The organism is Acinetobacter sp. ANC 3929 (genome assembly GCF_000369405.1).
Lineage (GTDB): Bacteria > Pseudomonadota > Gammaproteobacteria > Pseudomonadales > Moraxellaceae > Acinetobacter.
Window position 1 is genome coordinate 115,618 of sequence record NZ_KB850001.1, and the last position, 13,857, is coordinate 129,474.

Annotated in this window: 16 protein-coding genes; 10 read left to right on the plus strand and 6 right to left on the minus strand. The window is 42.9% G+C overall.

Translation table 11 applies throughout. The features are described 5' to 3' along the window. Positions 1-79: 79 nt before the first annotated feature. Complete coding sequence (locus F909_RS01745; RefSeq protein ID WP_005154439.1) at positions 80-733, plus strand: glutathione S-transferase family protein; 654 nt, start codon at positions 80-82, stop codon at positions 731-733. Positions 734-783: 50 nt separating this feature from the next. Here the strand turns inward: F909_RS01745 and F909_RS01740 are convergent, their stop codons facing one another. From F909_RS01740 to F909_RS01730, 3 genes are all read right to left on the minus strand, one after another. Then, a complete protein-coding gene (locus F909_RS01740; RefSeq protein WP_005154440.1) occupies positions 784-1,395 on the minus strand; it encodes an SPOR domain-containing protein in 612 nt (203 codons plus the stop codon). A 141-nt stretch (positions 1,396-1,536) separates the two neighbouring features. Next, positions 1,537-3,339 (minus strand): arginine--tRNA ligase, encoded by a 1,803-nt coding sequence (gene argS / locus F909_RS01735; protein WP_005154441.1) that lies wholly within the window; start codon positions 3,337-3,339, stop codon positions 1,537-1,539. Positions 3,340-3,511: 172 nt separating this feature from the next. Then, on the minus strand, positions 3,512-4,432 hold the full coding sequence (locus tag F909_RS01730; protein ID WP_005154442.1) for a Dyp-type peroxidase: 921 nt from the start codon (positions 4,430-4,432) through the stop codon (positions 3,512-3,514). Between the two features lie 158 nt (positions 4,433-4,590). On the opposite strand from F909_RS01730, the gene F909_RS01725 reads away from it, so the two are divergent. Continuing rightward, positions 4,591-5,214, plus strand: a complete 624-nt coding sequence (locus F909_RS01725; protein WP_005154443.1) for a LysE family transporter — start codon at positions 4,591-4,593, stop codon at positions 5,212-5,214. A 9-nt stretch (positions 5,215-5,223) separates the two neighbouring features. Here F909_RS01725 and znuB read toward each other — a convergent pair whose 3' ends face one another. From znuB to F909_RS01710, 3 genes are read right to left on the minus strand one after another with little or no spacing between them, the layout of a single operon-like run. Next, entirely contained in the window at positions 5,224-6,033 is an 810-nt protein-coding gene (znuB, locus tag F909_RS01720) for a zinc ABC transporter permease subunit ZnuB (protein WP_005154444.1), read from the minus strand. 3 nt (positions 6,034-6,036) lie between these two features. Continuing rightward, positions 6,037-6,825: a zinc ABC transporter ATP-binding protein ZnuC gene (gene znuC / locus F909_RS01715; RefSeq protein ID WP_005154446.1), complete on the minus strand. Its 789-nt coding sequence runs from the start codon at positions 6,823-6,825 to the stop codon at positions 6,037-6,039. Continuing rightward, positions 6,798-7,295: a transcriptional repressor gene (locus tag F909_RS01710; RefSeq protein ID WP_004801969.1), complete on the minus strand. Its 498-nt coding sequence runs from the start codon at positions 7,293-7,295 to the stop codon at positions 6,798-6,800. Before F909_RS01710 ends, znuC begins: the two co-directional genes overlap by 28 nt. 220 nt (positions 7,296-7,515) lie before the next feature. Here F909_RS01710 and F909_RS01705 point away from each other — a divergent pair, with 220 nt between their 5' ends. The 8 genes from F909_RS01705 to atpG all read left to right on the plus strand — a co-directional run bounded on the left by F909_RS01705 (position 7,516) and on the right by atpG (position 13,831). Further along, positions 7,516-8,355 carry a metal ABC transporter substrate-binding protein gene (locus F909_RS01705; RefSeq protein WP_005154448.1) on the plus strand — a complete coding sequence of 280 codons (840 nt, stop codon included), beginning with the start codon at positions 7,516-7,518 and terminating at the stop codon, positions 8,353-8,355. A 170-nt stretch (positions 8,356-8,525) separates the two neighbouring features. Next, a complete protein-coding gene (locus tag F909_RS01700; protein ID WP_005154449.1) occupies positions 8,526-8,924 on the plus strand; it encodes an ATP synthase subunit I in 399 nt (132 codons plus the stop codon). Between the two features lie 99 nt (positions 8,925-9,023). Beyond that, complete coding sequence (atpB, locus tag F909_RS01695) at positions 9,024-9,899, plus strand: F0F1 ATP synthase subunit A (protein ID WP_004801976.1); 876 nt, start codon at positions 9,024-9,026, stop codon at positions 9,897-9,899. A gap of 82 nt (positions 9,900-9,981) precedes the next feature. Then, complete coding sequence (gene atpE, locus F909_RS01690; RefSeq protein ID WP_000424060.1) at positions 9,982-10,227, plus strand: F0F1 ATP synthase subunit C; 246 nt, start codon at positions 9,982-9,984, stop codon at positions 10,225-10,227. Positions 10,228-10,266: 39 nt separating this feature from the next. Beyond that, positions 10,267-10,737 carry a F0F1 ATP synthase subunit B gene (locus F909_RS01685; protein WP_005154451.1) on the plus strand — a complete coding sequence of 157 codons (471 nt, stop codon included), beginning with the start codon at positions 10,267-10,269 and terminating at the stop codon, positions 10,735-10,737. A gap of 11 nt (positions 10,738-10,748) precedes the next feature. Then, complete coding sequence (locus tag F909_RS01680; RefSeq protein WP_005154452.1) at positions 10,749-11,285, plus strand: F0F1 ATP synthase subunit delta; 537 nt, start codon at positions 10,749-10,751, stop codon at positions 11,283-11,285. A 42-nt stretch (positions 11,286-11,327) separates the two neighbouring features. Continuing rightward, on the plus strand, positions 11,328-12,872 hold the full coding sequence (gene atpA / locus F909_RS01675; RefSeq protein WP_004801981.1) for a F0F1 ATP synthase subunit alpha: 1,545 nt from the start codon (positions 11,328-11,330) through the stop codon (positions 12,870-12,872). 89 nt (positions 12,873-12,961) lie between these two features. Then, positions 12,962-13,831: a F0F1 ATP synthase subunit gamma gene (gene atpG / locus F909_RS01670; RefSeq protein WP_005154453.1), complete on the plus strand. Its 870-nt coding sequence runs from the start codon at positions 12,962-12,964 to the stop codon at positions 13,829-13,831. Positions 13,832-13,857: the final 26 nt, after the last annotated feature.

Here is a 13,857-nt window from a genome sequence, read left to right on the forward strand (position 1 = left end):
CTTGGGCAAAACATAATTCTAAGCGTAACTGTGAGAGGGACTAAAACCATAGTTACGCAGCTAAAAAGCAGGCACAAAAATGATTACCTTACATTACCTACAATGCTCACGTTCGTTCCGCATCTTGTGGGCGTTAGAAGAACTTGGTGTGGATTGCCAAGTTGAGTATTATCAAAGGTCAGCCAGTTACGCAGCCCCAGAAAGCCTCAAACAAATCCATCCTCTCGGTAAAGCACCTATTTTGGTCGATGGGGATGATGTGATTGTTGAATCTGCTGTGATTCTAGACTATTTACAGCAACAGTATGATCTTCAAAACAAATTTAAACCTCAACAAGCATCTGATCAACGTCAATATTCGTATTGGATGCACTATGCCGAAGGTTCATTAATGCCTCTATTGGTCATGACTTTGGTGATGAATAGTGTTAGTAAACATGTCCCTTGGGTGATTCGTCCAATTGCAGAAAAAATTGCCGATGGTGTTAAGGCAAGTTTTGTTCGTCCACGGGTTAAAGAGCATATCCTGTATCTGGAGCAATACTTGTCCGAGCATGATTATTTTGCAGGGGATTTTTCTTTTGCCGATATTCAAATGGCATTTCCATTAATTGCCATTCAAAACCGTTTACATGGTAAATATCCAAATATTCAGACTTTTGTACAACGTGTCCAGCAACGTCCAGCGTTTCAACGGGCGGAGCAACGGACTTTGCACTCTCAGTGTGCATAATTTTGAGCATAAAAAAGGGAACATGAAGTTCCCTTTTTTATGCAATCTTGTTAGCGTTTAATCACGATGGAATCAATGCCGCTATGTTGTAAAGTTTGCTGCGCTGCAAGCGCAGATTCTTGGCTATCATAGGGTCCTGAGAAAACGCGATACCATGTTTGACCATTTTCGACGCTTTTCACCACATCCGCAGATAAACCATTCAAAATAATTTCTGCACGACGTGCATCGGCACTGTCAGGGTCAGGATAGCTACGTACTTGTAAAATATAGGTAGCATGTGCAGGAGCAGACGTTTGTTCGCCTGATGTACTATTTGCTGGATCTTCTGTTGTTGTGGTTTCAGGCTTTGGTGATTCAATAATCACCACGTTGCCTTGAGGTTTGGCCTCAGGCACAGCTTGTTCAGGAATTGGCGTCACTTGCTGTTGAGGAAGTAGGTCATAAAAACGGTAGTCTTTATTGGTGTTTTCTTCTTCATAGTGTTCAGACGTTACCTGATTTTTTGTAGGAACAGGTTGCCATGGTTGCCAAAGCATGAGCATCACGGCAGCACATAGGATCGCGAGAATTGCGACAAGCATTCCTAACCACTTCGGAATGAGTGGTTTTTTAGGCTTGTTTGGTCGTTCAGATACACCACGTTGCGTTTTTCCAAACACCAGAAATTCCTCTTGATCCTATTAGATTAGTTGTAACTTGAATCTACTTAAAAACAAAGCATTATGTTTAAAAATAATGCTTTGTTTACCATATTGTTTAACAATTATAGCTTAAGTTTACATGTGTTTAAGCTTTGCTGATTACATCGTTTCAGGAGCGGATACACCAAGTAATTCTAAGCCATTGCGTAAAACCTGCTGTACGTTGATTGAAAGTAATAAACGTGCTTGTGATAATTCGATGTCTTGTTCATCTAACACACGTCCATTGGTTCTATCATCGTACCAACCATGAAACAGTGCCGCTAATTCTTTTAAATAAGTGCCAATTTGATGTGGCTCATAAACATTGGCAGCGCGAATAATAATTTCAGGGTAAGCAGCCAGTTTGGTCAAAATTTCAATTTCAACAGGTAGGCTTAACCGTGCAGCATGATTTCGTGCGAAATTTTCATCAAAATTGATGTTTTTCTCTGGTGCACGAGACAGCATACGGTTGACACGCGCATGTGCATATTGAATGTAATACACCGCATTGTCTTTACTTTGTGAAACTGCAAGGTCTAAGTCAAAGTCGATGTGTTGTTCAGATTTACGCATGACATAATAGAAACGTGCGGCATCATTGCCGACTTCCTTACGTAAGTCGCGTAAAGTCACGAACTGACCAGAACGAGACGACATCTGTACCATCTCACCACCACGCCACAAGCTGACGAATTGAACCAAAAGTACAGTCAATTTTTTCGAGTCATAGCCCATCGCATCAATGGCAGCTTTGACACGCGAGATATAACCGTGGTGGTCTGAGCCCCAGATATCAATTAGATCTGTATAGCCACGTTGTAGCTTATTTAGATGGTAAGCGATGTCAGAGGCAAAGTAAGTGGTTTGACCATTACGACGTTTCACTACACGGTCTTTTTCATCACCAAACTCAGTGGATTTGAACCAGATGTTGCCATCTTTTTCATACAGGAAGCCACGTTGATCCAGTGTCTCAAGTGCTTCATCAATTTTGTCAGTTAAAGAGTCTTCGCTAAACCATTTGTCAAAAGTTACACCAAAGTCAGCCAAATCATCTTTAATATCATCCAAGATGGCATGTAAAGCTGCTTGATGGAATACACGATAAGCTGCGCCTAAGTGTTGTTGTGAGTTTGCGATTAGACCATCGATATGCTTTTCTTTATCGCCAGAAAGTACGACTTTGTTGCCTTCAGCATCGAGTTCTTCTGCATATTGCACATCTTCTGGTACATCTTTATAAATGTCAGCAACGGCACGAACGTGTGCATCGCCATCTTTATCAATAATGCTTTGTGCGATTTCTTTAACGTAGTCGCCTTGATAAGCATTTTTAGGGAAAACCAGTGTTTGCCCAGTCAATTCTAAATAACGTAAATAAGTTGAAGTCGCCAAGATATCCATTTGACGGCCAGCATCATTGACATAGTATTCACGGTCAACTTTTGCACCCGTTGCTTCGAGTAAGTTTGCAACAGTCATACCATACGCTGCACCACGACCATGGCCGACATGCAGGCTAGAGGTTGGGTTGGCAGAGACAAATTCGACTTGGATTTTTTTAGCTGCATTGGCTTGGCTACGACCATAATCATTTTTTTGTGCTTGGATTTGATCAAGTACTGCGTAGCGTTGGTCTGCATTTAAAAAGAAGTTAATAAATCCAGGACCTGCAATTTCTGCTTTGCTGATATCCGCCACTTCAGGCAATGCTGCCAAGATTTTTTCAGCCAGATCGCGAGGTTTCATGCTTGCAACTTTTGAGCCGATCATGGCGATATTTGAAGCAAAGTCTCCGTGACTTCGGTCTTTGGTACGGGTTAAATGGCTCGTGTTGGTCCAATCGGAAGGAAGTACACCTTGTTGTTGCAAGGTTTGTACCGCATGATCGAGAGCTGCTTGTATTGCCGTATTCATAGTTACCGAAAATAAATGTCGCGGAAAAACGACCAATATAGCAAATTTTGTCGACTTAAGGGGAGTGGGATTTGTGCGGAATTAACATATTCGCAAAAAACTTTTCTGGGTGAGTCGGGTCTCTGTGATGAGGCAGATGCTATGTCATTGAGAAACATAGCATCTGATGGTTTTAGTCTTCTAAAATTTGTTCTAATAATTCATCACTTGGCGCAAAATAATAAGCACCGTCAATGGCAGTGGTGAAATGTAGCAAACGATCGTGAATCCCATCGCCCGTGGTGCCAAACATACGTTTTAACATCTCGTCAATAATGCTTAAATTGTTGGTATATGCGACAAAGAATAAGCCTTGTTCACCTTTACCATCACCATAAGGCAAGCTGTGGCGCAAGATTTCCATTTCCTCACCTTCATCGTCTTCAACAACTGTACGTGCCACATGCGAGTTTTCTGGTTTTACATCGTCATCAAGCTCAATCGACTCAAGTTTGGTACGGCCAAACACATGTTCCTGTGCATCGACTTTCAGCATTTGCCATTTTGCAAGATCATGAATATAACGCTGCGCAAAGATAAAGCTGCCATCGGCAAAAGCACCGGCTGTTTCTGGTAGTAACGCTGCTTCTGCACGGTCATCTGGAAATTGCGGATTCTCTGTTCCATCAATAAAGCCGGTCATGTCACGGCCGTCAAAGAAGCGGAAACAGGCACGTTCATCCAAGACCTCGACTTTGTCTTGAATGCCGCTAAAAAAAGCTTGGCTCATGGCAAAACAAATATCTGCACGCGCACTGGCAAGATGAATAAATACATCGGCAGGTACGACAGGCATATTAAATGCGCCCTGCTGCGGGTCGAGTTGTTTAAATCCTTCAGGTGTTTCTGAGTTGAGTTGCGCCCAAAGTTCGGGACCAAAAGCGATGGCTGTTTTAATTTGGTCATTGGGGTGTTGCGTGATCAAACGGTCACGTGTTGAAAGGAGAGCTTCAATCTGTTGTTTTAATTCGGCAATGGTTAAATCTTTTAAACGTAAAACAATAAAGCGGGCATGGTCAGAAGGTAATGGAAGAATGACAGATTGCGCAGTCATTAAAAACTCCTTAGTTATTTTTAAGGGGGAAAAACAATAATTGTGCCTGATGTTGGTTAGGCTGAGTAGCTTATTTGTGAAATTTTATTGCCTAAAAATGCATCGTGATTGGTCAATAAAACGGTATAATTCATCTTTTATTGTTTGACGCTGTCGTTATGTCTTTGCAGCTTTGGTTTGCTTTTATGTTGGCGTGCTGGGTGATTAGTATCTCGCCAGGCGCAGGCGCAATTGCATCCATGTCGAGTGGATTAAACTATGGATTTCGACATGGTTATTGGAATGTGATTGGTTTGCAAGTGGCGTTGCTCATACAAATCCTGATTGTGGCAGCAGGGGTTGGTGTGCTGTTTGCGACAACGCCTTGGGCTTTTCAGGTGGTCAAATGGTTTGGCGTCGCTTATTTGGTCTATTTGGCCTATAAGCAGTGGACTGCACCGATTCAGGCGATTGAGATTCGACAGGAACAACCCCAATCCGCTTTCGCCTTAATATTGAAAGGCTTTGTGGTGAATATGAGTAATCCTAAGGCGATTGTCTTCTTATTGGCTGTTTTGCCGCAATTTCTGGATTTGAGTCGACCGCAATCGCTGCAATACTTAATCATGGCAGTCACGATGGTGACGATCGACCTGATTGTGATGGCGGGTTATACTGGACTGGCATCGAAGGTATTGAGACTGCTTCGCTCACCGACACAGCAAAAATATTTAAATCGTGGTTTTGCGGTGATGTTTGGTGGCGCAGCATTTTTATTAAGTGCGATTCAACAGTCAAGCTAACTGCCCTGATTAGGCAGATTGAGCTTGGCTTTTTAGTTTTTGCGTGATGAAAATCGCGGCAAAGCAAAGTGCCATACACAGCACAATACTTAAGCCTGTAGAAATGTTGAGGGCAGCACTCGACCATAGACCGACTGTGACACCGAGCTGCGCCAATACAAACGCCCAAATTACCATCTGTTTAGGTGAATGCGCCAGTAAGCGTGCGCTCAGGGCTGGAATCACCAGTAAAGCACCCATCAATAATGAGCCGACCGCACGTAAAGCCAGTACGGTAAATAATGCCAATAACAACATGAAGATCAAACGTTGCCAATTGGCACTCACGCCTTCACTCATGGCGATATCTGGATCAATCGCAATTTGGATCTGTGCTGACCACGAACGATAGAGTACGATTAATGCACCTGCAATCACCACTGCAAACATCGGTAAATCAGCCCACTCGATACTGAGTAAGTCGCCAAATAAATAGCTAAGCAATTCGGGACGCAAATTTGGTACTTGCTGAATCAGTAGCAGACCAGAACAGAGTAGGGTGGCAGAGCTTAAAGCGAGTAATGCATCATTGGGTAGGCGTGAATCGTGCAAAACCCAAAGAAGAGCCACCAGCAACAGCGCAAGACAAGCAACACCCAGCCAAAAAGGTAAATTCAGAATCCCTGCGACGGCCACACCGAGTAAAGTGCCGTGTGCCATGGTGTCCGCAAAAAAAGACATTCTGCGCCAAAGCATCAGGCAGCCGAGAGGAGCCGTTAGAAAAACCAGTAATGACCCCATGATCCAAGCAGGGAGGAGGAGTTGTAACCATTCCATCATGGCTTAGACCTTTGGCTCAGGGTGAATATGTGGGCGTGGATCGTGCGAACAAGGTTCCGCATGGTCACTATGGCCACAGTGATTGTGATGATGTTGATAGAACATACGTTGGGTGCCAAAAATCGCTTGGTATTCAGGATGTTGTTGAATGCTTTCAGGTAAACCACTGCAACAAATATGTTTGTTGAGGCAGACCACACGATGTGTACCTTGCATCACCCATTGTAGGTCGTGTGACACCATCAAGACAGCACAGCCATAGCGTTCAGGCAAACTACGTACATATTCGTAGAGTTCAGCCTCAGACTGAATATCCAGACCTTGCATGGGTTCATCGAGTACTAGAATATCTGGCTGACGTAACAAAGCTCGCGCCAGTAAAACCCGTTGTCGTTCACCGCCAGAAAGTTGCTGTACTTTAGATGATTGTAATTTTTGAATGCCTGTGTCCCGAATAATCTCTTCGCGTAAAGCCTTTTCACAAACCTCCAGATCAAGCAAATCTTGCACACGTAAAGGTAGACTCGCAGAAGGGTTGAACTTCTGGGGAACATAGGCCAATTTTAATTTTTTAGAAAAATGAACTTTGCCTTTATTCGGCGGCATGATACCCAGTAGAACTTTGATTAATGTAGATTTGCCTGCGCCATTGGGACCAATCAGCGTCACTATCTCTTTTGCTTGCAAGGCAAAATCTACATTTCTTAAAATATCCAGCTCATCACGACGAACCGAAATATTCTCCAGTTGAATAAGTGGAGTACTTACTGGCGTGTGCTGCACTGATGACATTTTCCAGAGATTTCGATAATGCTATGTTGAGCTAAAAACTGGTCTGATGATGCAAGTTGATCGAGTTGTTGGATCAAACCTTGTGCTGATGCCTCTTTTACAGAATGACATTCTGTACAAATCAGGAACGCAGCTTGATGACCTTCACGTGGATGGCAGCAAGGTATATAGGCATTAATGGAGGTCAGTCTGTGGATTAAGCCCTTTTCTAATAAAAAGTCTAAAGTACGGTATACCGTAGGAGGAGCAGCAGGGCGGTCTGCTTGGCCTTTAATTTTAGCCAATAAATCATACGCACCCATCGGTGCAGACGCATTTAAAATGAGTTCAAGTACTTCTTTACGTAAAGGCGTTAGGCGAGCGCCAGTCGCAGTACATAAAATTTCTGCTTCGGCAAGGCGCGCTTTAATATCGTGATGACCGTGAACACCATGTAAAGCATTGTCATGTTCGTGTGAACAAGAACTCATAGATTGACCTCATTGTTTTTGTAGAGCCAATTGAATTTTCACTGACATGAAGTGTCTGAGTTGTGCTTCAATCGCCCTGTTATCATAACATGCAATTTATGATAACTATCTATATAAGTTAAATGCACAATGGATAGTGCAGCGAATCTAAAAATAGACATAGGCATTTTTTAACTTTTGTTATATTATAACATGCTTCGCTGAATTGAGTAATGTTGTGATGTATCGCCTATTTGTTTTTGTCTTGTTTTCGATGTTAAGCACATGGGGCTGGACACAAAGCTTGGTGGTTTCAACACACCCAATTTATCTGATTGCCAAAGAAGTAACAGACGGAGTAGAAGAACCTATTCTGTTATTAAAAGATCAAAGTGGCCATGACGTACAACTCACACCAGCACACCGTAAAGCGGTTCAAGATGCCTCTTTGGTAATATGGCTTGGGAAAGCGCATGAGGCACCGCTTGAAAAGATGCTCAATCAGAACAGTAAAGCAATCGCATTGTTGGATTCAGGTATTTTAACGACTTTACCACTGCGCAATTTACGTGGTGCATCTATGGCGAATACTGTTGATAGTCATGTTTGGTTAGATCCAAATAATGCGGTACGTATCGCTTTCTTTATTGCAACTTTGCGTTCACAGCAATATCCAGAGAATAAAGCTAAATATATGGCCAATGCGAAAGAGTTTTCACAACAAATGCGACAAGCGTCGCAGCAGTATGAAAGCTCAAATAAGGCAAAAAACTATTGGTCTTATCATGATGCCTATCAATATTTAGAAAGAGCATTAAATCTGAAATTTGCAGGTGCATTGACAGATGATCCACATATTCCGCCGACGGCAGCTCAAATTAAATACTTAAGAGACAATCGTCCGCAAAATAAAATGTGCTTATTGGCCGAAACGACAGCAAGTGCCAGTCAGTACCAAAAAATGAACCCAGTAGTTTTCCAGTCGGTTGATGAAAGCATGGCGGGGGAAGACAATTTTGTAACAGCATGGAAAAAATTGGCTTTAAAAACTGATAAATGCGTAATAAGTGCACAAAATTGATCAAAAAAATAAAAATCAATTGACTCTAGCGTCAAAAAATATGGTAACGAAAAAAGCAGACTTAAGTCGAGAAAAGATTGCATGTTCAGGGGTGTAACTCTATAATGCCTGCGATTCGAAACGATCATGATTAAAACTTGTCAAGCAGTTATGCTGTAAGTGGGTAAAAAATGAGCCAAACTAGTCGCATGATTGACCGACGATTAGCAAAAGCTTTGGTCTTCTTACAAGCATGTATGATTCCTATTGCAACTTTGCTTGCATGGGCAATGAAAGATACAACTGCTGCTTTGAGTGCTGCGCTTGGGGCTTTGGTATGTTGGTTGGCACATTGTTATTTTGCTTGGCAGTCGTTTAGAACGGCAGGCGCAAGAGCATCAAAACAAGTCATGCTGAATATGTACCGAGGAATGCTCGGTAAGTTTGCGATTGTGATTGTGGGTTTTATATTAATTTTGAGCAATGTTAAACCGCTGTCACCGGTTGCATTGTTTTGTGGATTTATTCTCGTACAGGCGATGTCGTGGGTCGCGCCATTTTGGGTGGCACGGCTACAAAAACGAGGGTAAAACACATTTTGAGATTTTTGGAAGTAGAGGCGGAATCATTGCCATCCGCATGATTCGTTTCTCTTCTTTTTAATGATTGACATTGACCAGGTGTGATTTATGGCTGCTGAAGAACATGCCCTGACTTCGACCGAGTATATCAAGCATCACTTGACCAATATGACCTATGGCAAAATGCCTGACGGTACATGGAAATTGGCTGAGACTGCTGAAGAAGCTCATTCGATGGGGTTCACTGCAATTCACTTGGATTCAATGGGTTGGTCTATCGGACTTGGTGTGATTTTCTGTTTGTTGTTTTGGACAGTTGCGAGAGCTGCGAATGCAGGTGTTCCAACTAAATTCCAATCAGCGATTGAAATGATTATCGAGTTTGTGGACTCAAGTGTTCGTGATACTTTCCACGGCAAATCACGTTTAATTGCACCATTGGCATTAACCATTTTCGTGTGGATTTTCCTCATGAACGCAATGGACTTAATCCCTGTTGACTGGATCCCGTATACAGCTCAATTGATTGGTGCAAACGTATTTGGTATGGACCCTCACCACGTTTACTTCAAAGTTGTTCCATCTACTGACCCGAACATTACCCTTGGTATGTCGTTGTCTGTATTTGTTTTAATTTTGTTCTATAGTATTCGTGAAAAAGGGATCGGCGGTTTCGTCGGTGAATTGGCACTTAACCCATTCAACCCAAGTAACAAATTTGCAAAAGCGTTATTGATTCCAGTGAACTTAATTTTGGAATTAGTAACTTTCCTTGCTCGTCCAGTTTCGTTGGCTCTACGACTGTTCGGTAACATGTATGCGGGTGAGTTGATCTTCATCTTGATCGCATTATTGCCGTTCTGGATCCAGTGGGCGTTATCTGTGCCTTGGGCTATTTTCCACATTCTTGTAATCACGCTGCAAGCATTTATCTTTATGATGCTGACCATCGTTTACTTGAGCATGGCAAGCGAAAAGCATTAATGGTATTGCCTAACTATCACCTGATCGTTGGGCTTAAATTTTAGTTTAATTTGGTAATAACCTAACCTCTGAGGAATTTTTCATGGAACTCACTTTAGGTCTAGTTGCAATTGCATCTGCTATCTTGATCGCTTTCGGTGCTTTAGGTACTGCGATTGGTTTTGGTCTTTTAGGCGGTCGCTTCTTAGAAGCTGTTGCTCGTCAACCAGAATTGGCTCCACAACTTCAAACTCGTATGTTCTTAATTGCGGGTCTTCTTGATGCTGTGCCTATGATCGGTGTTGGTATTGGCTTGTTCTTCATCTTCGCTAATCCATTTGTAGGTTAATAGCTTAATTCCTAAATCCACATATTGAGGAATAGCGAAATGAATATCAACCTCACATTGATTGGTCAAGCAATTGCATTTGCGATCTTTGTCGCATTCTGCATGAAGTTTGTTTGGCCTCCACTAATCAATGCGATTAGTGAGCGTCAGCGTAAAATCGCTGATGGCTTAAACGCTGCTGAAAAAGCAAAAGCTGACCTTGCTGATGCGCAAGCACAAGTTAAGGCAGAATTAGACGCAGCGAAAGCACAAGCGGCTCAATTGATCGAACAAGCGAACCGTCGTTCAGCACAATTGATCGAAGAAGCGCGTACCCAAGCATCTGCTGAAGGTGAGCGTATTCGTCAACAGGCGAAAGAAACTGTTGATCAAGACATCAATGCTGCTCGCGAAGAATTACGTCAACAAGTTGCTGCTTTGGCAGTTGCTGGTGCAGAGAAAATTCTGAACCAACAAGTTGACGCAGAAGCTCATAATGCCATGCTGAATCAGCTGGCTGCTAAACTTTAAGCGAGGCGAATATGGCTGAACTCTTGACGTTAGCACGCCCGTATGCCAAAGCAGCATTTGCTTATGCTTCTGAGCAAGGTGCAACTGACAATTGGTCGAATGCATTACAAGTGCTCAGTGCTGCGGTGCAAGATGAAGCATTTTCCGCTTATTTAAATCGCCCTGAGCTGACTCCTGCGGAACAAGTAGGTCTTTTTGCTAAAGTTTTAGGTGAAGATCAAACTGCATCAGTGTCTAACTTTTTGACATTGCTTGCGGATAACGATCGTTTAGTTTTATTGCCTGAAATCGCAGCAGAATACGAACTACTTAAATCGCAGAACAACAACACATTGGAAGTAGAGATTGAATCTGCTTTTCCAATCGATGCGACACAAGAGCATATTTTAGCTCATGCGCTTGAAAAACGTTTTAACAGAACAGTTCATGTCACTGTTAACGTTAATCCAGCGTTGATCGCAGGTGTTGTGATTCGTGCAGGCGACCAAGTGATAGATGACTCTGCGCTTAACAAGCTTGAAAAAATGCGGACTCGTCTTCTTGCGTAATAGCAAAAAGACTGAACTTAAAAAAGATTGAGGAATAGCGCAATGCAACAACTGAATCCATCCGAGATCAGTGCGCTCATTAAACAGCGTATCGGCGATCTGGACACCAGCGCGACCGCGAAGAATGAAGGTACCATCGTCATGGTATCTGACGGTATCGTGCGCATTCACGGTCTTGCAGATGCAATGTACGGTGAGATGATCGAATTCGACGGCGGCTTATTTGGTATGGCACTGAACCTAGAACAGGATTCAGTGGGTGCCGTTGTTTTAGGTAACTACCTAAGCCTTCAAGAAGGTCAAAAAGCTCGTTGTACAGGTCGTGTATTAGAAGTTCCGGTTGGTCCTGAACTTCTTGGCCGTGTGGTAGATGCTTTGGGTAACCCAATTGATGGTAAAGGCCCAATTGATGCAAAATTAACTGATGCTGTTGAAAAAGTAGCACCAGGTGTAATTTGGCGTCAGTCTGTCGACGAACCTGTTCAAACTGGTTATAAATCAGTTGATACCATGATCCCTGTAGGTCGTGGTCAGCGTGAGTTGATTATTGGTGACCGTCAAACTGGTAAAACAGCAATGGCGATCGATGCGATCATCGCTCAGAAAAATTCTGGCATTAAATGTGTATACGTTGCGATTGGTCAAAAACAATCAACAATTGCAAACGTTGTACGTAAGCTAGAAGAAACTGGCGCTATGGCGTATACAACTGTTGTCGCAGCTGCGGCCGCTGATCCTGCAGCAATGCAGTATTTGGCTCCGTACTCTGGCTGTACAATGGGTGAATACTTCCGTGATCGTGGTGAAGACGCGTTAATTATTTATGATGATTTGTCTAAGCAAGCTGTTGCTTACCGTCAAATTTCATTACTTTTACGTCGTCCACCAGGTCGTGAAGCATATCCAGGTGACGTATTCTATCTTCACTCGCGTCTTCTTGAACGTGCTTCGCGCGTTTCAGCTGACTATGTTGAGAAATTCACGAACGGTGCAGTAACTGGTCAAACTGGTTCTTTAACTGCGTTACCGATCATTGAAACTCAAGCTGGTGACGTATCTGCATTCGTACCAACCAACGTAATTTCGATTACTGACGGTCAGATCTTCTTAGAAACATCATTATTCAACGCAGGTATTCGTCCTGCTGTGAACGCGGGTATCTCTGTATCGCGTGTTGGTGGTTCTGCTCAAACGAAGATCATCAAAAAATTGTCTGGTGGTATCCGTACCGCTTTAGCGCAATACCGTGAATTGGCTGCGTTTGCTCAGTTCGCTTCTGATCTTGATGAAGCAACTCGTAAGCAACTTGAGCATGGTCAACGTGTAACTGAGTTAATGAAGCAAAAGCAATATGCTCCTTACTCAATTGCTGACCAAGCTGTTTCTGTTTATGCATCTAACGAAGGCTATATGGCTGACGTAGAAGTGAAGAAAATCGTAGACTTTGATGCTGCGTTAATTTCTTACTTCCGTTCTGAACAAGCTGCGTTAATGCAACAGATCGATGAAACTGGTGATTACAACAAAGACATCGAAGCAGCAATTAAATCAGGTATTGAAAGCTTCAAAGCGACTCAAACTTACTAATTTTAGCAATAGCTAGAACTTTAGTTAAGTTTGGTTCACGGATCAACCTTCGGAAGCTCGCAAGAGCTTTCGAATACTAGGTTAAGCGTATGGCAAATTTAAAAGAAATTCGCGCCAAAGTAGCTAGTATCAAGAGCACGCAAAAGATTACTCGCGCGATGCAAATGGTAGCTGCTTCTAAAATGCGTCGTGCGCAAGAGCGCATGGCTCAGGGCCGTCCGTATGCCGATAATATGCGCCGTGTAATTGCTCACTTAGTCCAAGCAAACCCTGAATACAAACACCGTTATATGGTTGATCGCCCTGTTAAGCGCGTTGGCTATATTGTGGTGTCTTCAGATCGTGGCTTGGCTGGTGGCTTAAACATTAACTTGTTTAAGAAAGTTGTGCAGCATGTCAAAGCACAACAAGAGCAGTCAATTGAAGTTGAATTTGCTTTGATTGGTCAAAAAGCGGTTTCGTTTTTTAAGAGCTACGGCGGTAAAGTGCTCGGTGTGACCACTCAGTTGGGTGATACACCAAGTTTGGAACAGTTAACTGGCTCAGTGCAAATTATGCTTGATGCATTTGATAAGGGCGAATTAGATCGTATCTACCTCGTATCAAATGGCTTCATCAATGCAATGACACAACAGCCTAAAGTAGAACAACTCGTTCCTTTAGCACCAGCAGAAGAGAGTGATGACCTTAACCGTACTTATGGTTGGGATTACCTCTATGAACCAGAAGCAGAAGAATTGTTAAATGGTTTGTTGGTCCGCTATATCGAGTCTATGGTTTATCAAGGTGTGATTGAAAACATCGCCTGTGAGCAATCTGCACGTATGGTCGCTATGAAAGCAGCGACGGACAATGCAGGCGATCTCATCAAGAGCCTACAACTCATTTATAACAAGCTGCGTCAAGCCGCGATTACTCAGGAAATTTCCGAGATCGTTGGTGGTGCCGCTGCCGTTTAACATTATTTTTGAATTGAGGAGACAGC

Excerpts from the sequence above, each read along its gene's own strand:
- F909_RS01730 (WP_005154442.1), bottom strand. The coding sequence starts at position 4,432 with ATGACTGCGCAATCTGTCATTCTTCCATTACCTTCTGACCATGCCCGC.
- argS (WP_005154441.1), bottom strand. The coding sequence starts at position 3,339 with ATGAATACGGCAATACAAGCAGCTCTCGATCATGCGGTACAAACCTTG.
- atpA (WP_004801981.1), top strand. The coding sequence starts at position 11,328 with ATGCAACAACTGAATCCATCCGAGATCAGTGCGCTCATTAAACAGCGT.
- F909_RS01705 (WP_005154448.1), top strand. The coding sequence starts at position 7,516 with ATGTATCGCCTATTTGTTTTTGTCTTGTTTTCGATGTTAAGCACATGG.
- F909_RS01680 (WP_005154452.1), top strand. The coding sequence starts at position 10,749 with ATGGCTGAACTCTTGACGTTAGCACGCCCGTATGCCAAAGCAGCATTT.
- F909_RS01725 (WP_005154443.1), top strand. The coding sequence starts at position 4,591 with ATGTCTTTGCAGCTTTGGTTTGCTTTTATGTTGGCGTGCTGGGTGATT.
- F909_RS01745 (WP_005154439.1), top strand. The coding sequence starts at position 80 with ATGATTACCTTACATTACCTACAATGCTCACGTTCGTTCCGCATCTTG.
- atpB (WP_004801976.1), top strand. The coding sequence starts at position 9,024 with ATGGCTGCTGAAGAACATGCCCTGACTTCGACCGAGTATATCAAGCAT.
- F909_RS01685 (WP_005154451.1), top strand. The coding sequence starts at position 10,267 with ATGAATATCAACCTCACATTGATTGGTCAAGCAATTGCATTTGCGATC.
- znuB (WP_005154444.1), bottom strand. The coding sequence starts at position 6,033 with ATGATGGAATGGTTACAACTCCTCCTCCCTGCTTGGATCATGGGGTCA.
- atpG (WP_005154453.1), top strand. The coding sequence starts at position 12,962 with ATGGCAAATTTAAAAGAAATTCGCGCCAAAGTAGCTAGTATCAAGAGC.
- atpE (WP_000424060.1), top strand. The coding sequence starts at position 9,982 with ATGGAACTCACTTTAGGTCTAGTTGCAATTGCATCTGCTATCTTGATC.
- F909_RS01710 (WP_004801969.1), bottom strand. The coding sequence starts at position 7,295 with ATGAGTTCTTGTTCACACGAACATGACAATGCTTTACATGGTGTTCAC.
- F909_RS01700 (WP_005154449.1), top strand. The coding sequence starts at position 8,526 with ATGAGCCAAACTAGTCGCATGATTGACCGACGATTAGCAAAAGCTTTG.
- znuC (WP_005154446.1), bottom strand. The coding sequence starts at position 6,825 with ATGTCATCAGTGCAGCACACGCCAGTAAGTACTCCACTTATTCAACTG.